Source organism: Pseudomonas sp. GL_103 (genome assembly GCF_057835175.1).
This window is the reverse complement of record NZ_CM174420.1, coordinates 2,408,769-2,428,410: the sequence shown is the minus strand read 5'-3', so window position 1 is coordinate 2,428,410 and position 19,642 is coordinate 2,408,769. Positions and strand designations below refer to the sequence as shown.

The following is a 19,642-nucleotide window of genomic DNA, read 5'->3' as shown; positions in this document are numbered from 1 at the left end:
CTTAAAAGTCTGCCTTGAAGCTGACGGATGCGAAATCGCGGTCGTCAAGGGTGCTGTAGTCGTTGGAACCGAAGAACGTGTTGTAGGCCAGTTCCACGCTGTAATCGTTCATGTAGACGCCGGTCAGGCTCACGCCCAGCGCCTGCTGGCCTTCCTGGAACGGCCCTTGCGGATCGTAGGAATAGCCCGAGATGTCATGCCGCCAGTTGAGGGCGGGAATCAGGTTGATGCCCGGCAACACATCGCTGTATTCGAGGCTGGCGCGCAGGCGATAACCCCACGACCAATCGGTGGCAAAGCCCTTGTCGGTGCAGTATTGGTTGGTCACGCCTGAAGCTACCGTGTTGCACGGCGTGCCGTTGCGCGGAGCGCTGCGGCCGAACGCGGCGTTACGACCCAGGCGCTCGTCCCCCAGATCGTCGATGTGCACGACCCCGGCTTCACCGAACAGACTCAGGCGCGTGGCACCCAGCACGTTGTCGATGGCCTGGGTGGCCGAACCGGTAAGCTGCCAGACGCCCTTGCGTTCCCACGCATCGAACTGGCTGCCATTGGTGGTGCTGAAGCCGGGCGGCAACTGCACCCAGGAACTGCCCCCCGGCCCGGAAATCACGGCGACGTTGACGTCGGGCGCGTTGATCGCGATCGGCATGTTCGGCCGGTAGCTCAACTCGCCGGCCAGGGAAATCCCGGTGACAGGCTCGACGCCGTTGAGGCTGATGCCGTACAGGTGAATGTTTTCCGGGAAGGCCGCCGCATAGCTCGGCCCCTGGATGCCACCGGGGAAGGTGCCGGGCAAGGCGGTGTTCCTGGCGTTAATGGTGAAATACGGCAACCGCGAGTGATAGTTGATGTAGTAGATCGCCGCTTCCGCATCGTTCAGCGCCGGGATCATCTGGCGCAAGGCGAAGCCGAACTGGCCGTTGTCGGACGGCGATTCGTTGCCCCGGGACGTGGCGAACAAACCCGCGGCCTGCATCTGTTGATCGGTCTGTACCTGACTCAGAAACAGCGGCCCGCAGCCCGGCTGGATCACATCGCTGCTGGCGAAGAAAGTGCCGCAACCGTCGAGTACGCTGGGGCGCCAGTTGTACTGGTAGAAACCTTCGAGGTTGGTGGTGTCGGTCAGGCCGAAGCTGAAGGAGATCATCTCCACCGGCAACTGGCCTTCCTTGATTTCCACGCCGGGACGGTTGAACGCCGAGATGTCCAGCGGGTTGATCACGTTGATGCCGTTCTGGATCAGCAGCGCTTCGCCCCAGGACAGCACCTGGTTACCGACCTTCACGCTCAGCGGATGCCCGGCCACCTGGAAGTCTTTCCAGACGTAGGCATCGAGCACCTCGAAGCCCTTGAATTTGGCCAGGTCGTCCCAGCCCGAATCGTCGAAATCCTTGAAGCGGCCATTGCCGGTTTCATAGGCATGGTCGTACCAGTATTTGAAACGAATGAACGCACCCTGGCCTTGGCCATCGAGACTGACATCGGTGAGGCCCTTGAAGAGTTGCGAGATGGTGTCGCCCTTCTCGAAGTTCAGCCGGTTGTCGTCGGCGCTGACGCTGGTGCCATTGGCATTCACGCCCTGGGCCTGCAAGGCGTTGGCACGGGTCATCAGGCTTTTGTCGGGATTTTGCGTCGACCAGCTGCTGCCCAGGCTCAGGCTGGTCTTGGTCGACAGGCTCCAGTCTTCGTTGATGTCAAAAGTGGTGGCGTAGGTCGGCCCCGTCAGTACGGCAAGAATCGCCAGCGCAAGGGGTTGCGGGCGAGTGTGGCCAAGCCGGTGAAGCCGCGGACGGACTCCGGCTGTGGCCGAGCGTTTTTTTATCATTATTAGGCTCCGGTCAGGTTTGCTCAGCCCGGACACGGTGCCCAACTATCGGGCGGGACACGCAAGCGATGGCCGACAAAAAATAATCATCGGGGGATCTGCGTGGCAGGCGGTTTAGGTTTTTAAGGTGTACATATCCGTTTCTGCGGCAGCGGCGGCTTATGGTTCCGCTCTTACAGCGGGTCACTTTGAAAAGCGCAAAGTAACCAAACGCTCTTGCCCCTGACATTCGGTGCCTCGCTGTGGCTCGGCATTCCCTCACGAGGGGGCGTACACCGCAACAGCGTCCGAGGCGGCCTACCGGCCGGCCTGGTTCTGATGCGTGCGTGTTTCCCTGTAGGAGCTGTCGAGTGCAACGAGGCTGCGATCTTTTGGAGTTATTACTTACAAACAAGATCAAAAGATCGCAGCCTTCGGCAGCTCCTACGGAGTAATACATCCGCGAAATCAGGTCGGCTGGCAGGCCGCCATCGCAGGCAAGCCAGCTCCCACAGAAGAGCAAAGGCAGAGCAGCGTACACAGTCGCTCTTCACCACTCATCAGGCCGAGCGTTAGCTCGCCTGCAGCTTTTGATCTTGATCCACCCGCCCCCTCGGGAGGCTGAGCGGAGGTGTTCATCCGGGGATTGGCGCGCAGCGCCGTTCGACGCAGTCGAACTCATTGCATGTAGGTCGAAGCGAAGCCGACCGGAGGGCAATGCCCCCGGATGAATGCCGGAGCGAAGGAACCCCGAGCCTCAGCGAGGGGCCGTACGTAAGGGGCGTGACCTTTTGGTTCCTTTTGGGGCGTTTGCCAAAAGGGACTCGCCGTAAGGGCGAAACCGCCAGCCGCCGTTACCGCAGCAACGGATATGTACTCAATCAACAAAGCGCTTTTCAGAGCGGCGCCATGCCCTCGACAATAATCACCTCAGCCAAAGCCACCCCCTCACGGTACCCCCTCGCCTCCTGATACAACGCCGAGTGATAACAAGCCACCGCCTGCTCATAGGACTCAAACTCAATCACCACACTGCGTTGCGGCGTAGACCGCCCTTCCATCGCCTCGCTACGCCCACCCCGCGCCAGAATCCGACCGCCATACAGGGCAAACGCCTGCGGCGCCCGCTGGGTGTATTGGCTGTATTGATCGGGGTCGGTGACATCCACATGAGCAATCCAGTACGCCTTCATAGTGACCTCTCGGTTTATTTTGTATTATGGTATACCACATTACCAATCCAACAAATACCGAGACTCCAGCATGGCCTTCAACAGCATCGAAGAAATCATCGAAGATTACCGCCTCGGCAAAATGGTCCTGCTGGTCGACGATGAAGACCGGGAAAACGAAGGCGACCTGTTGCTGGCCGCCGATTGCTGCACACCCGAGGCAATCAGCTTCATGGCCCGGGAAGCCCGGGGCCTGATCTGCCTGACCTTGACCGACGGGCACTGCAAACGCCTGGGCCTGGAGCAGATGGTGCCGAGCAACGGCAGCGTGTTCAGCACCGCCTTCACCGTGTCCATCGAGGCCGCCGTCGGCGTGACCACCGGTATCTCCGCTGCCGATCGGGCATGCACCGTGGCCGCTGCCGTCGCCGCCCATGCCGGCCCCTCCGATATCGTGCAACCGGGCCACATCTTCCCGTTGCGCGCCCGGGAAGGCGGCGTGCTGACCCGCGCCGGCCATACCGAAGCCGGCTGCGACCTGGCACGCCTGGCCGGCCATACGCCCGCCTCGGTGATCGTCGAAGTGATGAACGACGACGGCACCATGGCCCGCCGCCCGGACCTGGAAGTGTTCGCGCGCAAGCACGGGATCAGGATCGGCACCATCGCCGACCTGATCCACTATCGCCTGAGCACCGAACACACCATCGTGCGCATCGGTGAGCGTGACCTGCCGACCGTGCATGGCACCTTTCGTCTGATCACCTTTGAGGATCGCATCGAAGGCGGTGTCCACATGGCCATGGTCATGGGCGATCTGCGCCGCGAGCAACCGACACTGGTGCGCGTGCATGTGATCGATCCGTTGCGCGACCTGGTCGGTGCCGAGTACAGCGGGCCGACCAACTGGACCTTGTGGGCCGCCTTGCAGCGTGTCGCCGCCGAAGGCCACGGCGTGGTGGTGGTGCTGGCCAACCACGAATCCTCGCAGGCGTTGCTCGAACGCGTGCCGCAATTGACCCAGCCGCCCCGGCAGTTCAGCCGATCGCAGTCACGGATTTATTCGGAAGTGGGCACCGGTGCGCAGATCCTGCAGAACCTGGGCGTCGGCAAGCTGCGCCATCTTGGGCCGCCGCTGAAGTATGCGGGCTTGACCGGGTATGACCTGGAGGTGGTGGAGAGTATTCCGTTCACCGAGTGACCCTCGGTATAGCGCAACTCCCTGTGGGAGCGGGCTTGCTCGCGAAGAGGGAGTGTCAGTCGGCCCAAAGTTGTCTGACACACCGCTTTCGCGAGCAAGCCCGCTCCCACAGGGGAATGCGTCGACACTGAAAAAACCACTTTCGGCTGATAGCCGGTACGGCAAAGTGCTTGCACAAAGTTTGGAATACCATAATATGATATTCCATAGACCGGACAGTCAGCACTGACTCGACGGACCTGTTGCTCCCGATAGGCGGGCACTCCAAAGCCCCGCTCATAAACACAACAATGAGGGCGTGAAAATGGTGTTGAACAAACGTGCGACCGCGGTTCTTTTCGCGGGACTGCTGAGCGTGACCAGCCAGGCACTAATGGCGGCTGAAAGCGTCAACTTCGTGAGTTGGGGCGGCAGCACCCAGGATGCGCAGAAGCAGGCCTGGGCCGATCCGTTCAGCAAGGCCAGCGGCATCACCGTGGTGCAGGATGGTCCGACCGACTACGGCAAGCTCAAGGCCATGGTCGAGAGCGGCAACGTGCAGTGGGACGTGGTCGACGTCGAAGCCGATTTCGCCCTGCGCGCCGCCGCCGAAGGCTTGCTCGAACCCCTCGATTTCAAAGTCATTGAACGCGACAAGATCGACCCGCGCTTCGTCAGCGATCACGGCGTCGGCTCGTTCTTCTTCTCCTTCGTCCTCGGCTACAACGAAGGCAAGCTTGGCGCCAACAAGCCTCAGGACTGGTCTGCGCTGTTCGACACCAAGACCTACCCCGGCAAACGCGCTCTCTACAAATGGCCAAGCCCAGGCGTGCTGGAACTGGCGCTGCTGGCCGACGGTGTAGCGGCAGACAAGCTCTACCCGCTGGACCTGGACCGCGCGTTCAAAAAACTCGACACCATCAAGAAAGACATCGTCTGGTGGGGCGGCGGCGCGCAGTCGCAGCAGCTGCTGGCCTCCGGTGAAGCGAGCATGGGCCAGTTCTGGAACGGCCGGATTCATGCCCTGCAAGAAGACGGCGCCCCGGTCGGCGTAAGCTGGAAGCAGAACCTGGTCATGGCCGACATCCTGGTCATTCCCAAGGGTTCGAAAAACAAGGACGCGGCGATGAAGTTCCTGGCCAACGCCAGCAGCGCCAAGGGCCAGGCGGACTTTTCCAATCTGACCGCCTACGCCCCGGTCAACGTCGACAGCGTGGCACGCCTGGACTCGACGCTGGCCCCGAACCTGCCGACCGCTTACGCAAAGGATCAGATCACTCTTGATTTCGCGTACTGGGCCAAGAACGGTCCGGCCATCGCGACACGGTGGAACGAATGGCTGGTCAAATGAAAATGACGGCAACCGCGTCTCGTCCATCCACTGCCACCGGGAGCGCCACTGGCGCTGCCGGTTCGGCGCCCGCCAAGGCAGCTGTGATGACGCAATCCCCTTCCCTGGCGCAGCGCTGGCGTGGCGCGAGCAACCTGGTGCCCGCCCTGCTGTTCCTCGGCCTGTTCTTTCTCGCGCCGTTGATTGGCCTGCTGCTGCGCGGCGTGCTGGAACCGGTGCCGGGCCTGGGCAACTACGAACAGCTGTTCGCCAACTCGGCCTATGCCCGGGTCTTGCTCAACACCTTCTCGGTGGCTGGCCTTGTGACGTTGTTCAGCCTGTTGCTGGGCTTCCCGCTGGCCTGGGCGATCACCCTGGTGCCCCGCGGCTGGGGCCGCTGGATCCTGAACATCGTGCTGCTGTCGATGTGGACCAGCCTGCTCGCCCGCACCTACTCCTGGCTGGTGCTGCTGCAAGCCTCCGGGGTGATCAACAAGGCGTTGATGGCCATGGGCATCATCGATCAACCGCTGGAGATGGTACACAACCTCACCGGCGTGGTGATCGGCATGAGCTACATCATGATCCCGTTCATCGTGCTGCCATTGCAGGCAACCATGCAGGCCATCGACCCGATGATCCTGCAGGCCGGCTCCATCTGCGGCGCCAGCCCCTGGACCAACTTCTTCCGGGTGTTCCTGCCGCTGTGCCGGCCGGGGCTGTTCTCCGGCGGCCTGATGGTGTTCGTGATGTCCCTCGGTTACTACGTGACCCCGGCGCTGCTGGGCGGTGCGCAGAACATGATGCTGCCCGAGTTCATCATTCAGCAGGTGCAATCGTTCCTCAACTGGGGCCTGGCCAGCGCCGGCGCCGCGTTGCTGATCGTGATCACGCTGGTGTTGTTCTACTTCTACCTGAAGCTCCAGCCGGAATCCCCGGTTGGCGCCAGCAACGCGAGGTAAGCCGTCATGCTCCTGACCCCCAATGCCATGAGCCGGCGCATGCGCTTCGGCCTGTATGCCACCACCGGGCTGATCGGTCTGTTCCTGCTGCTGCCGATCGTGTTCATCGTGCTGCTGTCGTTCGGATCGTCGCAATGGCTAGTGTTCCCGCCACCGGGCTGGACGTTGAAGTGGTACGGCCAGTTCTTCTCCAATGCCGACTGGATGAACGCGGCCATGGCCAGCCTGAAAGTCGCGGTGTTGACCACCTTCTTCGCCGTCGCTTTGGGCCTGCCCACCGCGTTCGCCCTGGTACGTGGCCGCTTCCCCGGCCGGGAAATGCTCTACGGCCTGTTCACCCTGCCGATGATCGTGCCGCTGGTGATCATCGCCGTGGCGGTGTACGCGCTGTTCCTTAAACTGGGTTACACCGGGACCATGTTCGCCTTTGTGGTCAGCCACGTCATCGTCGCGCTGCCGTTCACCATCATTTCGATCATCAACTCGCTGAAGCTGTTCGATCAGTCGATCGAGGATGCGGCGGTGATCTGCGGTGCCTCGCGCCTGCAAGCGGTGTTCAAGGTGACCTTCCCGGCGATCCGTCCGGGCATGGTGGCCGGCGCCCTCTTCGCCTTCCTCGTCTCATGGGATGAAGTGGTGCTGAGCGTGATGATGGCCAGCCCGACCCTGCAAACCCTTCCCGTGAAAATGTGGACCACCCTGCGCCAGGACTTGACGCCCGTGATCGCCGTCGCTTCGACGCTGCTGATCGGCCTCTCGGTATTGGTCATGGTGATCGCCGCCGCTGTGCGCCGGCGCAACGAAATCAGCGCTTGAGCGCCAGGAGTACGACATGAGTGCAGTGATCAAAGATTCCGCGCAGCAAAATGACAAACCCCTGGTCAGCCTGCGTAACCTGAACAAGCACTACGGCGACTTTGCCGCCGTGGACAACATCTCGCTGGACATCAAGGACGGTGAATTTCTCACCTTCCTCGGCTCCAGCGGCTCGGGCAAAAGCACCACCCTGTCGATGCTGGCCGGCTTCGAAACCCCGAGCAGCGGCGAGATCCTGGTCAACGGCCAGTCGCTGGTGAACGTGCCGCCGCACAAACGCGACATCGGCATGGTGTTCCAGCGCTACTCGCTGTTCCCGCACCTGTCGGTGCGCGACAACATCGCCTTCCCGCTGGCCATCCGCAAACTGGCCACCGCCGAGCGCGAGCGCCGGGTCGATGCGATGCTCAAGCTGGTGCAGCTTGAGCAATTTGCCCATCGCCGCCCTTCGCAACTCTCCGGTGGCCAGCAGCAACGGGTTGCCATTGCCCGGGCGCTGGTCTATGAGCCGCGCATCCTGCTGATGGACGAACCCCTCGGTGCGCTGGACAAGAAACTGCGCGAAGACTTGCAGGATGAACTGCGTCAGCTGCATCGGCGCCTGGGCATCACCATCGTCTACGTGACCCACGATCAGGAAGAAGCCATGCGCCTGTCCCAGCGCATCGCGATTTTCAGCCACGGCAAGATCGTCGGCCTAGGCAGCGGCTATGACCTGTACCAGAACCCGCCGAACGCCTTTGTCGCCTCGTTCCTCGGCAACTCGAACTTCCTCAAGCTCAAGGCCCAGGGTAATGCGGTGGCGATCTTCGAGGGGCAGCCGCTGTCGATCCGCCTCACCGCCGGCCTGCAAACCGACCAGAACGTGCTGCTGATGGTGCGCCCGGAAAAAGCCCTGGCCCTGAGCAATGAACAAGCCGTTGCCGAACCGCTGGCCGCCGGCTGGAACGAAGTCTCGGCCAAGGTCGTGGAAGTGTTGTTTCTCGGCGAAAGCCAGACCTGCAGCGTGGTCACTGCTGGCGGCACCTCGATGACGGTCAAGGCACTGTCCGCCGCCGGCATGCCGCTCAAGGCCGGCGACCCGGTGCGGGTGCGCTGGGCCACGGCAGATGCCTGCGTCTACACCGAATGGGCCGAAAGCGACCTGAACAAGGCCGCCGGCGCTCACTGATCCATTGGCCTGCGCGCGCGGGCCACTATAATGAGTCACCCTCGGGCCACCACAACGTCGGGTTGTGGTGGCCTTTTCTCTGTCGCCTGTAAGATAAATTGGACAACAGATTCCTAAAATCCCGGTTTAATGCTAAATAGTGCTCAGTATTTTTAACACCCGACCCTGTCGTGCCACACAGTGCAACGAGAATAACGATATGAAAGTCCATTTCGAGAAAAGTGAAGTGTTTGGGACCCTCCACCTGCAAGCGGCGGTGGCAGCATGATCGAAGTTACCGAAGTTTCCATTGCCGAGCTGCGCGCCGCGCTCGAATCCGGCCAGACCACCTCGGTTGAACTGGTCCAGGCTTATCTCGCGCGGATCGACGCCTACGACGGCCCCGAAACGCCTACCGCCCTGAACGCGGTCGTGGTGCGCAACCCCGAGGCACTCGCCGAAGCGCAGGCGTCCGACGCCCGTCGCGCCAAGGGCCAGACGCTGGGAGCGCTGGACGGTATCCCTTACACCGCCAAGGACAGCTATCTGGTCAAGGGCCTCACCGCCGCTTCCGGCAGCCCGGCCTTCAAGGACCTGGTCGCCTATCGCGATGCGTTCACCATCGAACGCCTGCGCGCCGCCGGGGCGATCTGCCTGGGCAAGACCAACATGCCTCCGATGGCCAACGGCGGGATGCAACGTGGCGTCTACGGCCGCGCCGAGAGCCCGTACAACGCTGACTACCTCACCGCCCCATTCGCCTCCGGCTCGTCCAACGGCGCGGGTACTGCCACTGCTGCAAGTTTCGCGGCCTTCGGCCTGGCGGAAGAAACCTGGTCGAGCGGCCGTGGCCCGGCCTCGAACAATGGTTTGTGTGCCTACACGCCTTCGCGCGGGGTGATCTCGGTGCGCGGCAACTGGCCGTTGACCCCGACCATGGACGTGGTCGTGCCGTTTGCCCGGACCATGGCCGACCTGCTCGAAGTGCTCGACGTGGTAGTGGCCGATGACCCGGACACCCGTGGCGACCTGTGGCGCCTGCAAACTTGGGTGCCGATCCCGAGCTCGTCCTTGGTGCGCCCCAAATCCTACGCGGCGCTGGCCGCCAACAGCGAGGCACTTGCCGGCAAGAAGTTCGGCATTCCACGCATGTACATCAACGCCGACCCCGAAGCCGGCACCTCCGAAGCGCCGGGCATCGGTGGGCCGACCGGCCAGCGCATCAACACCCGTCCTTCGGTGATCGGGCTCTGGGAACAGGCGCGCAAGGCCCTCGAAGCCGCGGGCGCGGAAGTGCTCGAAGTGGACTTCCCGCTGGTCTCCAATTGCGAAGGCGATCGCCCGGGCGCGCCGACCGTGTTCAATCGCGGCATCGTCTCCAAAGAATTTTTACACCATGAACTGTGGGACCTGACCGCCTGGGCCTTCGATGACTTCCTGCAAGCCAACGGCGATCCGAAACTGAATCGTCTGGTCGATGTCGATGGCCCGCAGATCTTCCCTCACGACCCGGGCACCCTGCCCAACCGCGAGGGCGACCTGGTTGCCGGCATGGACGAATACGTGCGCATGGCCGAGCGTGGCATCACCCCGTGGGACCAGATCAGCACGATGCCGGACGGCCTGCGCGGACTGGAAAAGACCCGCAAGATCGATCTGGAAGACTGGATGGATCGCCTGGGCCTCGACGCGGTGCTGTTCCCGACGGTCGCCGATGTGGGCCCGGCGAATGCCGATGTCGATCCGCAATCGGCGGATATCGCCTGGAGCAACGGCGTATGGGTCGCCAACGGCAACCTCGCCATCCGCCACCTGGGCGTGCCAACGGTCACCGTACCGATGGGCGTAATGCCGGACATCGGCATGCCGGTCGGCCTGACGTTTGCCGGGCGCGCCTATGACGACTCGTCGCTGCTGCACCTGGCGTCGGCGTTCGAGTCGACCGGGAACAAACGCATGATCCCTCCGCGTACCCCGCCATTGGTCGCTGACAAGCGCTGACCGGTAAAACCATGGCGGCTCACTCGAGCCGCCATGGGTGGCAAATCAGGGATCAACCTGGGCCATCAGTTCCGGAATCGATTCCGGCCGCTTGGCATAACGCTGCGCCAGCACCGCACAGACCATCAGTTGAATCTGGTGGAACAGCATCAGCGGCAAGATCAGCAAGCCAATGGTGCTACCGGCAAACAACACCTGCGCCATCGGTACACCAGTCGCCAGGCTTTTCTTCGAACCGCAGAAGAGAATGGTGATGCGGTCTTCCTGGTTGAATCCGAATGCCCTGCCGAGCACGGTCGCGGCCACCAACACCAGCGCCAGAACGATGCAGCAGACCAGCACCAGCCCGACCAGATCCAGCAGCGGAATCTGCTGCCAGAGGCCTTCGATCACCGCCTCGCTGAACGCGCCGTAGACCACCAGCAAGATCGAACCCTGATCGACGAACTTCAACCAGCTCTTGTTGCGCGCCACCCAGTCGCCGATCCAGCGCCGCGCGATTTGCCCGGCAATGAACGGCAACAGCAACTGCATGCTGATCTTGAGGATGGCGTCGAGGGTCGAGGAGCCTTCGCCGTGCACATTCAGCAGCAGGGTCACCAGCAACGGCGTGAGGAAAATCCCGAACAGGCTGGACGCCGCCGCGCTGCAAATCGCCGCCGGAATGTTGCCCCGCGCCAGTGAAGTAAAGGCAATCGCCGACTGCACCGTGGCGGGTAACGCGCAGAGGTAGAGCATGCCCATGTAAAGGTCGTTGCCGATCAGCGGCGACAGCAGCGGCTTGAGCGCCAGGCCGAGCAGCGGGAACAGCACGAAGGTCAGGCTGAACACCAGCAGATGCAGGCGCCAGTGCCCGGCACCGGCGATGATCGATTCGCGGGACAGCTTGGCGCCATGCAGGAAAAACAGCAGTGCGATGGCGATGTTGGTCAGCCAGCCAAAACCGACCGCGACCTGGCCGCTGGCGGGCAGCAGGCTGGCGAGCGTCACTACGCCGATCAGGGTCAGGGTGAAGTTGTCGGGTAACAGTCGGGGGCGAGTCATGGGGTTGATCATCCGGGGGTTGCCAGTACGTGAAAGCGACTCTAACGTGACGGGGAATTACCGACTAACGCCGATGAGCCAGCTGATGCCGCCTAAAGGACATGACAAGAGTGTTCGACGCAGTATTCCCGGACTGTCCAGCCTGCCTCGACCGCTCTATGGCCGTACCGAATCGCTGCCCAATCGCGCCCTGACCCGGCGCCACAGCCACCCGTGGGTGCAGCTTTCCTATGCGATTGCGGGCGTGCTCGAAATACAGACCGGCGTCGGGCGTTTCGTGGCCCCGCCGGAGCGGGCGGTGTGGATTCCGGCGGGCATGCCGCACCGGGTGTTCAGCTCGCCGCGCACGGAAATGCGCAGCCTGTACATCGATTGCAGCGTCTCGACGTGGGCACCGCCGGGCTGTCATGTGTTGGGGGTCAGCGATTTGTTGCGCGAGTTGATCCGCGCCTTCAGTCAGATACCGGTGGAATACGATCAGGACGGGCCGCACGGTCGGTTGGCCCAGGTGATTCTGGATCAGTTGGCGCAAGCACCGCAGATCGACTTGATGCTGCCCCTGCCCCAGGACAGCCGATTGCGGCAAATCGCCCAAAGCCTGGAGTCACACCCGGAGCAACAAACCACGCTCAGTCACTGGAGCGACCAATTCGGCGTCACCGAGAAAACCCTCAGTCGCCTGTTCCTGCGTGACACCGGCCTGACCTTTCGCGCCTGGCGCCAGCGCTTGCGCCTGCTCGGCGCCCTGACGCCACTGGAGCAGGGCGAGCGCGTGACCGACGTCGCGTTGGCCTGTGGCTACGACTCGACGTCGGCGTTTATCGCTGCCTTCCGCCAGCAGTTCGGTGAGACACCGGGGGAGTTTTTTCGCTGAGCCGCACACAGAACTAACTGTGGGAGCGGGCTTGCTCGCGAAAGCGCTGGATCAGTCGACACCTGCATTGACTGACACTGCGCATTCGCGAGCAAGCCCGCTCCCACAGGGCCATGTGGTGTACACAAAATCTGTGCCCCACAGAGATCTCACTCAATTCCTCGGGGTTACTGATCGGACTTGATGCTGGTCCAGACCCGGGTGCGCACCCGCTCAAGCTTTTGCGGCAATGGCTGCACGACGTACAGCGTCTTCAAGGCCTCGCTGGTCGGTGTCAGGTTCGGGTTGCCGGTGATGTCCTTGTTGATCAGCGCCAGCGAGTCCTTGTTGGCATTCGGGTAACCGAGGAAGTCGCTGATCGGCGCGATGACTTTCGGGTCCAGCAGGTTGTTGAGGAATTCGTGGGCCTCGGCGACGTTCTTCGCGCTTTTCGGGATGGCGAAGGTGTCGAACCAGATTGGCGCGCCTTCTTTCGGCAGGCGCCAGTCGACGACCACGCCGTTGCCCGCCTCTTTGGCGCGATTGCCGAATTGATAGAAGCTGCCGGAGTAACCGATGGCCACGCAGATATCGCCGTTGGCGATGTCGGTCATGTACTTGGCTGAGTTGAAGTAGGTGACGTAGGGGCGAACCTTGAGCATCAGCGCCTTGGCTTTTTCGTAGTCATCGGGGTTCTGGCTGTTCGGGTCCAGCCCCAGGTAATGCAGGGCCAGCGGCAGGATCTCCGACGGCGAGTCGAGCATGGCGACGCCACAGGCCTTGAGCTTCTCCATGTTCTCGGGCTTGAACACCAGGTCCCAGCTGTCCACCGGCGCATTCTCGCCCAGCGCTGCCTTGACCTTGGCCGGGTTGAAGCCGATCAGCACGGTGCCGTACATGTAAGGCACGCCGTACAGGTTGCCCGGATCGTTCTTGTCCAGCAGCTTGAGCAAGGCCGGGTCCTGGTGCGACCAGTTCGGCAACTTGGACTTGTCGAGTTTCTGGAACACGCCCGCCTTGATCTGGGTTTCGATGAACTGGTTCGACGGCACCACCAGGTCGTAGCCCGAGTTGCCGGTCAGCAGCTTGGCTTCCAGGGACTCGTTGGTGTCGAAGGTGTCCCAGGTCACCTTGATCCCGGTGTCCTTGGCGAAATCCTTGGGCACGGACGGCAAGATGTAGTCCGCCCAGTTGTACACCCGCAATTCGCGCTGTTCGGCGTGCACCGCGCTGGCCAGCAGCGACAGTCCGCAAACGGTGGCGCCCAGTATGCGTTTCATTGAGTCCATGGATCGTTTCCCCAAGTGTGGCGTGAGTTCGATGGTTTTTATGTTCTGTACACGGCAGCGGCCTTGAAAATAGCCAAGGGCAAGGAAGTGAAGTTTCTGGTTGTGGTTTCAACTGGGGGTCGCCGACTCAGTCACCCGCGTCCGATTCTTGCTGACGGCGTCGCCGGTTCACAGCGTGAGGCAGGCCAAAAGGAGATCGAAATGGCCAAAATAGGTGTCCGCATTGATCAGCGGCGCCAGGCCTTTCACCGAGGGTTAGTCCAAACAGCCAGACTTCAAGGCACGCTATGACGCTCTGCGGGAGCGAGGCAAGAGCGCGAAAGTCGCGCTCATCGCCTGCAAGCGGGTCTTACTGATCAGGCTGAATGCCGTGTTGCTCGATGGCACCGAATGACGGTGACGAGTGGCACAGTGAAGACAGTTGCTCCCACAGTCGTGTTGGTTGCTCGCGGATTTTGCGGATAGCCGCGAACCCTGTGGGAGCGGGCTTGCCCGCGAAGAGGCCGGCACATTCAATATCGATATCGCCTGACAATCCGCTTTCGCGAGCAAGCCCGCTCCCACAGGGGATGTGTGTGATTACAACAACGACAAGGTGTAATTGATGATGAACCGGTTCTGATCCACGTTGCGCCCGGCATCGGTATTGGACCTGGCGTTACGCAGTGTGAACCCCACCCCCTTGAACGTGCCCGACTGCAACACGTAGTCCAGGGTCATGTCGCGCTCCCACTCGGACTGGTCACTGGCGTTTTGCGCCTTGATGTCCGTGCCCTTCAGATACACGATCGAGGCTTTCAGGCCCGGCACGCCCAAGGGCGCGAAGTCGTAGCTGTATTGGCCGAAATTCGTCTGCTCGCCGGCCCGGGCAAAGTTCTGGATCATCTTGTCGGTGGGCAGGTAGACACTGCCGCCGCCCGCCCCCTTGTCCACCAGGCTGCCCTGGTTGGGCTGGACGAAGTTGCTGCCATCGCCCACCCGTTGATGCCCCATCGACACCGCGTGCCCGCCATGGGTGTAGGTGACCATCGCAGACCAGGTGCTGTTGTCGATTTCACCGTCGTTGTCGTCGGTGTAGCCCGATACCCGATAGCCTTGCGCGCGACCGGAGGCAGAGCTGTTGGCACCGCTCGACGTGGTGCGGAAGTAGCGCAGGTCGGTGGTCAGTGAGCTTGCGCTGTCGATGGGCAATATGTGCGTCAGGCCGAGGAAGTTCTGGTTGTAGAAGTCTTCCAGTTGCGCGAAGTAATACTGGGTCTTCAGGTTCCTGGTGAGGTTGTAGTCACCACCGGCGTAGTAGAACTTGTTGCTGTCCTGGGTGCTGCCGGCGACCGACAGGCCTGTGCGGTCCGTCGAGGCGCGCCCTACCGCGTGCTCCAGCACACCGCCGGTCAACGTCAGGCCATCGATGTCGTTCGAGGTGACCTGCGCGCCGGTGAACGATTGCGGCAACACACGGGCATCGTTCGCCAGAAGGATCGGCAATTTCGGCAGCAAGGTGCCGTAGCGAAATTCAGTCCGGGCCAGGCGCATCTTCGCCGTGGGGCCGAAGCTGCTCCAGGCGGCCGCCGCGCCGTCGCCGTCAGAGGGAATCATGCCGCTACCGACGTGGCGCCCCGCTCCGCTGTCCAGCGTGATGCCGAGCAACGCCTGGGCATCGAGCCCGAACCCCACCGCGCCCTGCGTAAACCCGGACTCATAGCGCAAAACGAAACCCTGGGCCGCCTCTTCGGTTTTCGAAGGGGCTGCACTGCCATCGCGATTGTCGCTGTTGAAGTACAGGGTGCGCATCGAGAGGCTGGCCTTGCTGTCCTCCAGAAAACCATGGGCGGCGGAATCGGCGGCCTGTGCGCACACCGAACTGGTGGCCAGCCAAACTGCGGTGGGTATCGCTCGTTTGAACATAGGGTGCTCCTGGGTGTTTCTTATCGTTATTCGGAGGTTTCACCGCCAGGCAGGACCCGATTGCCGCCCACGCAACAGCGCTCAATACGGACGCGAAAACAGGCGCGCTCGCTGAGTGACATGAGTCATCGGACGTTCGAGGTGAGGGTTGACTGACTGGCTTGTGAAACTCTTAAAACATTTCGAGAGGCTATTATCAAACGCGGTGAAAGTAGTTTTCGTTGAGGGACAAGGCTTGTCGCGCAGGGGTATGGACGATCACTGTTTTTGTATATCGGTGCGGCGGATTTTCATCATACTGACATCATTGGCGGTGTTCGGTGGCTGCTTGCCTGTCCCAACAAGAGCAATGACCCATGAACGATCAAATCGAACTTTACGGCGCGAACACCGGCAACACGCTACGAGCCGCCATTGCGCTTGAAGAGGCCGGTATTGCCTACACGTCACGCTGGCTGGACCTTCATGCACGCGAGCAACTGGATCCGGCCTTCCTGGCGCTGAACCCGGCCGGGAAAGTGCCGACCCTGATCGATCATGGGACAACTCCGGTGCTGGTCATCAACCAGTCCAACGCCATCATCCAGTACGCCGACTCCATTGCCCCCGGAAAGCTGGCACCGGCGCAGCCGGGGCCTGCACGCACCCGGGTGATCGACCGCTATTTCTTTTTCGTGACCGATGTCATCGCCCCCAGCCATGCCGCCTTTTTTCTACGCCAGGCGGGGCAGGACAAGGCGGCGGCGATCATCGACCTGCGCGTGATCGAGCAACTGACTTACGCGGAAAGTTTTCTGACTGCCGGCTTCATGGCCGGAGAGCAGTTCTCCATGGCCGACATTTCGGCGTTCACCATCGTCACAGCGTTCCGTGATCGACTGGAATGGAAGGAGCTTCCGCAACTTTCGCGCTGGTTCGACTCGGTCGAAGCCAGGCCGGCGGTACAACGCGGCCTGAATGCGTTCAATCATTGCTGAGCGATTGCCGAAAACAAAAATGCCCGGCAAAGCGCCGGGCAATTTCAGACGAACACAAAGGGTTTTACCTCAATCGGTGTAGCCGAACTTCACCGAGCGGCTTTGCTGCGACTGGTTTCGCGTAGCGAGGCAGTAATACAACGGGCACGTCACCACCAGCCCCACCAGCCACGACAGGTCCGCGCCGTCCACCAGATTGGCGTACAGTCCGACGTACAGTGAAGTATTGGCGAATGGCAGCTGCACGATGATGCCGATGAAGTAGGCAATGATCGCGTGCAGGTTGAAGCGACCGTAGATACCGCCGTCAGCGCGGAAGATTGAGGCGATGTCATAGCGACGACGCTTGATCAGGTAGAAGTCGATCAGGTTGATCGAGGCCCACGGCACCAGCAACAGCGCCAGGATCAGGCCGATGAACTGCGAAATGAAATTCGCCGAGGCCCCCAGCGCCACCACGCAGCAACCCGCCAGCACGATGCTCGACAACACCACGCGCACCTTGATGCTGGGCGTCCACCGGCTGGCGAAGGTCTGGATCGAGGTGATGATCGACAGTACCGCGCCATACAGATTCAAGGCGTTGTGGCTGATGATGTTGAGCAGGAACAACACCATCAGGATCGGCCCCAGCCAACCGGTGGACTGCTTGACCGCCACCATCGCCTCGGTGCCTTCTGGGGTAGCCAGGACCGCTACGGCACCGAAGGTGAACGACAGGATCGTGCCCAGGGTCGCCCCCAGGTAAGTGGCGAAGAACGGCCGGGTGATGCCGATATCCGCCGGCAGGTAGCGCGAGTAGTCCGACACGTGCGGCGAGAAGCTGATCTGCCAGATGATACCCATGCAGGCCCCTGGGCTGACGCGAGCGCAATCACCACGCCGCCGACCATGTGCCCGAGGGCAATCGCCAGCAAACCCCAGAACAGGTTGAGGTGGAACACCTGGACCACCATGGCGCCAGTGACGATGGGCAGTGGCGCAATGTTGGTGCTGAACCGGGGGGACTCACTGGCCGCCCCTCAGATGCGAACCATATTATGGTATTCCAAACTTTAAACAAGACTGATCCGGTCTTTGAACAAGCATCTGAGCCGGCATCCTGCCCGATTCACGTCAGCGCTGGCTAGCTTAAAGCCCCGTAATCATTGGGTTCCAGACGAAAGCCGTACGTTTATCGGTTCACCTAAAAAGACCTTGCAATAGATATATTACGGTATACCATCAGACCTACAAACACATAAAAACGCGTCACACCACCCGAGGACCGCCCAATGATCGATGCCGCCATCTACAAACAAGTCATGGGTTCGTTCCCGTCCGGAGTGACCGTGATCACCACCCTGGATGACGACGGCCAAATCGTCGGCCTGACCGCCAGCGCCTTCAGCTCGCTGTCGATGGACCCGGCCCTGGTGCTGTTCTGCCCCAACTACAGTTCCGATTCCTACCCGGTCCTGATCAAGAACAAACGTTTTGCCATCCACGTGCTGTCCGGCGGCCAGCAAAACGAAGCCTATGCCTTCGCGCGCAAAGGCAAGGACAAGGCCCAGGGGATCGAGTGGACGTTGAGCGAACTGGGCAACCCGATTCTGGCCAACGCCACGGCGGTCATCGAATGTGAGTTGTGGCGCGAATATGAAGGCGGTGACCACGCCATCATGGTCGGCGCGGTGAAAAACCTGATCGTGCCACGGCAGAGCAGCGGGCCACTGGTGTATTGCCACGGCAAGATGGGCGCCCTGCCCGTTCTGGCCTGACCATTGAAAAGATCGCAGCCTTCGGCAGCTCCTACAGGGGCAAACGCATCTCGCCCGTAGGAGCTGCCGAAGGCTGCGATCTTTTGCCCCTCAATGCGTATTATGGTATACCAATAATCGACAGGCCCGCGATCGACAGGCCGACAACAAAAGATCCGAGGTAAGCGTCATGAAGTTTTCCCTGTTCGTACACATGGAACGTTGGGACGAAAGCGTCAGCCACCGCCAGTTGTTCGAAGACCTGACCGAACTGACGCTGATGGCCGAGGCCGGTGGTTTCAGCACCGTGTGGATCGGCGAACACCACTCCATGGAGTACACCATCTCGCCAAGCCCGATGCCGCTGCTGGCTTATCTGGCGGGCAAGACCACCACCATTCACCTGGGCGCCGGCACCATCATCGCGCCGTTCTGGCATCCACTGCGGGTGGCCGGTGAATGTGCGTTGCTCGACGTGATCAGCAACGGACGCATGGAAGTCGGTCTGGCCCGTGGCGCCTACCAGATCGAGTTCGATCGCATGGCCGGTGGCATGCCGGCGTCCTCTGGCGGCCAGGCGTTGCGGGAAATGGTTCCGGTGGTGCGCGCATTGTGGAACGGCGACTACGCCCATGACGGCGACATCTGGAAATTCCCGACCTCTACCAGCGTGCCCAAGCCGATCCAGCAGCCGAATCCGCCGATGTGGATCGCCGCCCGCGACCCGGACTCGCACAACTTCGCCGTGGCCAACGGCTGCAACGTCATGGTCACACCGCTGATGAAAGGCGACGAGGAAGTCCTCGACCTGAAGAACAAATTCCAGGCCGCGCTCGATAACAACCCGAACGTGCCGCGCCCGCAACTGATGGTGCTGCGTCACACCCACGTGCACACCGCCGACGATCCGCAGGGCTGGGAAGTCGGGGCCAAGGCGATCTCCAGGTTCTACCGCACCTTCGATGCCTGGTTCGGCAACAAGACCACCCCGGTCAACGGCTTCCTCGCGCCGAGCCCGGAAGAGAAATTCGCCGGTCGCCCGGAGTTCGAACTCGAGAGCCTGCACAAGACCGCCATGATCGGCACCCCGGAAGAAATCATTCCGCGCATCAAGTACTACCAGGAACTGGGGGTCGACGAATTCAGCTTCTGGTGCGATAACAGCCTGCCCCACGCGGAAAAGAAAAAATCCCTGGAGCTGTTCATCAAGCACGTGGTTCCAGCGTTCCGCTGATTCCTGTGCCAGGATGCGAGGCTGGGGACCAGCACACCTCAACTGTGGGAGCGGGCTTGCTCGCGAAAGCGGTGCCCCTGACGACATTAATGTTGGATGTGCCGGCCTCTTCGCGGGCAAGTCGGATCGCCGCACCGCCGCTCCCACAGGGATTGATGTACCGGACACACCGCGTTCGCGAGC

The 19,642-nt window shown here is 61.6% G+C and carries 15 protein-coding genes and 2 pseudogenes; 11 read left to right on the top strand and 6 right to left on the bottom strand.

Features of this window, described 5'->3' with window-relative positions:
* Position 1: 1 nt before the first annotated feature.
* Positions 2-1,828, bottom strand: coding sequence for a DUF1302 domain-containing protein (locus AC3IP0_RS11155; protein WP_489319264.1), 1,827 nt, complete (start codon positions 1,826-1,828; stop codon positions 2-4).
* 875 nt (positions 1,829-2,703) lie between these two features.
* Entirely contained in the window at positions 2,704-3,000 is a 297-nt protein-coding gene (locus AC3IP0_RS11150) for a DUF1330 domain-containing protein (protein ID WP_489327392.1), read from the bottom strand.
* A gap of 70 nt (positions 3,001-3,070) precedes the next feature.
* On the opposite strand from AC3IP0_RS11150, the gene ribBA reads away from it, so the two are divergent.
* The 6 genes from ribBA to AC3IP0_RS11120 all read left to right on the top strand — a co-directional run bounded on the left by ribBA (position 3,071) and on the right by AC3IP0_RS11120 (position 10,418).
* Positions 3,071-4,180: a bifunctional 3,4-dihydroxy-2-butanone-4-phosphate synthase/GTP cyclohydrolase II gene (gene ribBA, locus AC3IP0_RS11145; protein ID WP_489319262.1), complete on the top strand. Its 1,110-nt coding sequence runs from the start codon at positions 3,071-3,073 to the stop codon at positions 4,178-4,180.
* Positions 4,181-4,484: 304 nt separating this feature from the next.
* The gene (locus tag AC3IP0_RS11140) at positions 4,485-5,510 is read left to right on the top strand and encodes an ABC transporter substrate-binding protein (RefSeq protein ID WP_150754588.1); all 1,026 of its coding nucleotides are present in this window, start codon (positions 4,485-4,487) and stop codon (positions 5,508-5,510) included.
* Positions 5,507-6,451 (top strand): ABC transporter permease, encoded by a 945-nt coding sequence (locus tag AC3IP0_RS11135; protein ID WP_056723593.1) that lies wholly within the window; start codon positions 5,507-5,509, stop codon positions 6,449-6,451. The genes AC3IP0_RS11140 and AC3IP0_RS11135 overlap by 4 nt, the downstream gene beginning before the upstream one ends.
* A 6-nt stretch (positions 6,452-6,457) precedes the next feature.
* Positions 6,458-7,267, top strand: coding sequence for an ABC transporter permease (locus AC3IP0_RS11130; RefSeq protein WP_489327390.1), 810 nt, complete (start codon positions 6,458-6,460; stop codon positions 7,265-7,267).
* Positions 7,268-7,283: 16 nt separating this feature from the next.
* A complete protein-coding gene (locus tag AC3IP0_RS11125) occupies positions 7,284-8,438 on the top strand; it encodes an ABC transporter ATP-binding protein (protein WP_489319261.1) in 1,155 nt (384 codons plus the stop codon).
* A 264-nt stretch (positions 8,439-8,702) separates the two neighbouring features.
* A complete protein-coding gene (locus AC3IP0_RS11120) occupies positions 8,703-10,418 on the top strand; it encodes an amidase (RefSeq protein WP_489319260.1) in 1,716 nt (571 codons plus the stop codon).
* A gap of 45 nt (positions 10,419-10,463) precedes the next feature.
* On the opposite strand, the gene AC3IP0_RS11115 is transcribed toward AC3IP0_RS11120, so the two are convergent.
* Positions 10,464-11,462 (bottom strand): bile acid:sodium symporter family protein, encoded by a 999-nt coding sequence (locus tag AC3IP0_RS11115; protein WP_489319259.1) that lies wholly within the window; start codon positions 11,460-11,462, stop codon positions 10,464-10,466.
* Between the two features lie 85 nt (positions 11,463-11,547).
* Between AC3IP0_RS11115 and AC3IP0_RS11110 the strand changes: the two genes are divergently transcribed.
* Positions 11,548-12,336, top strand: coding sequence for an AraC family transcriptional regulator (locus tag AC3IP0_RS11110; protein WP_489319757.1), 789 nt, complete (start codon positions 11,548-11,550; stop codon positions 12,334-12,336).
* 167 nt (positions 12,337-12,503) lie between these two features.
* Here AC3IP0_RS11110 and AC3IP0_RS11105 read toward each other — a convergent pair whose 3' ends face one another.
* A complete protein-coding gene (locus tag AC3IP0_RS11105; protein ID WP_489327389.1) occupies positions 12,504-13,604 on the bottom strand; it encodes a polyamine ABC transporter substrate-binding protein in 1,101 nt (366 codons plus the stop codon).
* A 268-nt stretch (positions 13,605-13,872) separates the two neighbouring features.
* Here AC3IP0_RS11105 and AC3IP0_RS11100 point away from each other — a divergent pair.
* Positions 13,873-13,998, top strand: a pseudogene (locus AC3IP0_RS11100) (IS110 family transposase); the annotation flags it as partial.
* A 185-nt stretch (positions 13,999-14,183) separates the two neighbouring features.
* Here the strand turns inward: AC3IP0_RS11100 and AC3IP0_RS11095 are convergent.
* Positions 14,184-15,509, bottom strand: coding sequence for an OprD family porin (locus AC3IP0_RS11095; protein WP_489327387.1), 1,326 nt, complete (start codon positions 15,507-15,509; stop codon positions 14,184-14,186).
* A gap of 356 nt (positions 15,510-15,865) precedes the next feature.
* Here AC3IP0_RS11095 and AC3IP0_RS11090 point away from each other — a divergent pair, with 356 nt between their 5' ends.
* Positions 15,866-16,486 carry a glutathione S-transferase family protein gene (locus tag AC3IP0_RS11090; protein WP_489319255.1) on the top strand — a complete coding sequence of 207 codons (621 nt, stop codon included), beginning with the start codon at positions 15,866-15,868 and terminating at the stop codon, positions 16,484-16,486.
* Positions 16,487-16,555: 69 nt separating this feature from the next.
* Here the strand turns inward: AC3IP0_RS11090 and AC3IP0_RS11085 are convergent.
* Positions 16,556-17,484, bottom strand: a pseudogene (locus AC3IP0_RS11085) (purine-cytosine permease family protein); the annotation flags it as partial.
* Positions 17,485-17,760: 276 nt separating this feature from the next.
* On the opposite strand from AC3IP0_RS11085, the gene AC3IP0_RS11080 reads away from it, so the two are divergent.
* Both AC3IP0_RS11080 and AC3IP0_RS11075 read left to right on the top strand, forming a co-directional pair.
* Positions 17,761-18,246 (top strand): flavin reductase family protein, encoded by a 486-nt coding sequence (locus AC3IP0_RS11080; RefSeq protein ID WP_008000480.1) that lies wholly within the window; start codon positions 17,761-17,763, stop codon positions 18,244-18,246.
* Positions 18,247-18,415: 169 nt separating this feature from the next.
* Positions 18,416-19,459, top strand: a complete 1,044-nt coding sequence (locus AC3IP0_RS11075; protein ID WP_489327386.1) for an LLM class flavin-dependent oxidoreductase — start codon at positions 18,416-18,418, stop codon at positions 19,457-19,459.
* Positions 19,460-19,642: the final 183 nt, after the last annotated feature.

Coding starts and splice junctions, on each gene's coding strand:
- AC3IP0_RS11130 (WP_489327390.1), top strand. CDS start 6,458: ATGCTCCTGACCCCCAATGCCATGAGCCGGCGCATGCGCTTCGGCCTG.
- AC3IP0_RS11110 (WP_489319757.1), top strand. CDS start 11,548: ATGCCGCCTAAAGGACATGACAAGAGTGTTCGACGCAGTATTCCCGGA.
- AC3IP0_RS11135 (WP_056723593.1), top strand. CDS start 5,507: ATGAAAATGACGGCAACCGCGTCTCGTCCATCCACTGCCACCGGGAGC.
- AC3IP0_RS11090 (WP_489319255.1), top strand. CDS start 15,866: ATGAACGATCAAATCGAACTTTACGGCGCGAACACCGGCAACACGCTA.
- AC3IP0_RS11150 (WP_489327392.1), bottom strand. CDS start 3,000: ATGAAGGCGTACTGGATTGCTCATGTGGATGTCACCGACCCCGATCAA.
- AC3IP0_RS11075 (WP_489327386.1), top strand. CDS start 18,416: ATGAAGTTTTCCCTGTTCGTACACATGGAACGTTGGGACGAAAGCGTC.
- AC3IP0_RS11140 (WP_150754588.1), top strand. CDS start 4,485: ATGGTGTTGAACAAACGTGCGACCGCGGTTCTTTTCGCGGGACTGCTG.
- AC3IP0_RS11105 (WP_489327389.1), bottom strand. CDS start 13,604: ATGGACTCAATGAAACGCATACTGGGCGCCACCGTTTGCGGACTGTCG.
- AC3IP0_RS11120 (WP_489319260.1), top strand. CDS start 8,703: ATGATCGAAGTTACCGAAGTTTCCATTGCCGAGCTGCGCGCCGCGCTC.
- ribBA (WP_489319262.1), top strand. CDS start 3,071: ATGGCCTTCAACAGCATCGAAGAAATCATCGAAGATTACCGCCTCGGC.
- AC3IP0_RS11155 (WP_489319264.1), bottom strand. CDS start 1,828: ATGATAAAAAAACGCTCGGCCACAGCCGGAGTCCGTCCGCGGCTTCAC.
- AC3IP0_RS11125 (WP_489319261.1), top strand. CDS start 7,284: ATGAGTGCAGTGATCAAAGATTCCGCGCAGCAAAATGACAAACCCCTG.
- AC3IP0_RS11095 (WP_489327387.1), bottom strand. CDS start 15,509: ATGTTCAAACGAGCGATACCCACCGCAGTTTGGCTGGCCACCAGTTCG.
- AC3IP0_RS11080 (WP_008000480.1), top strand. CDS start 17,761: ATGATCGATGCCGCCATCTACAAACAAGTCATGGGTTCGTTCCCGTCC.
- AC3IP0_RS11115 (WP_489319259.1), bottom strand. CDS start 11,462: ATGACTCGCCCCCGACTGTTACCCGACAACTTCACCCTGACCCTGATC.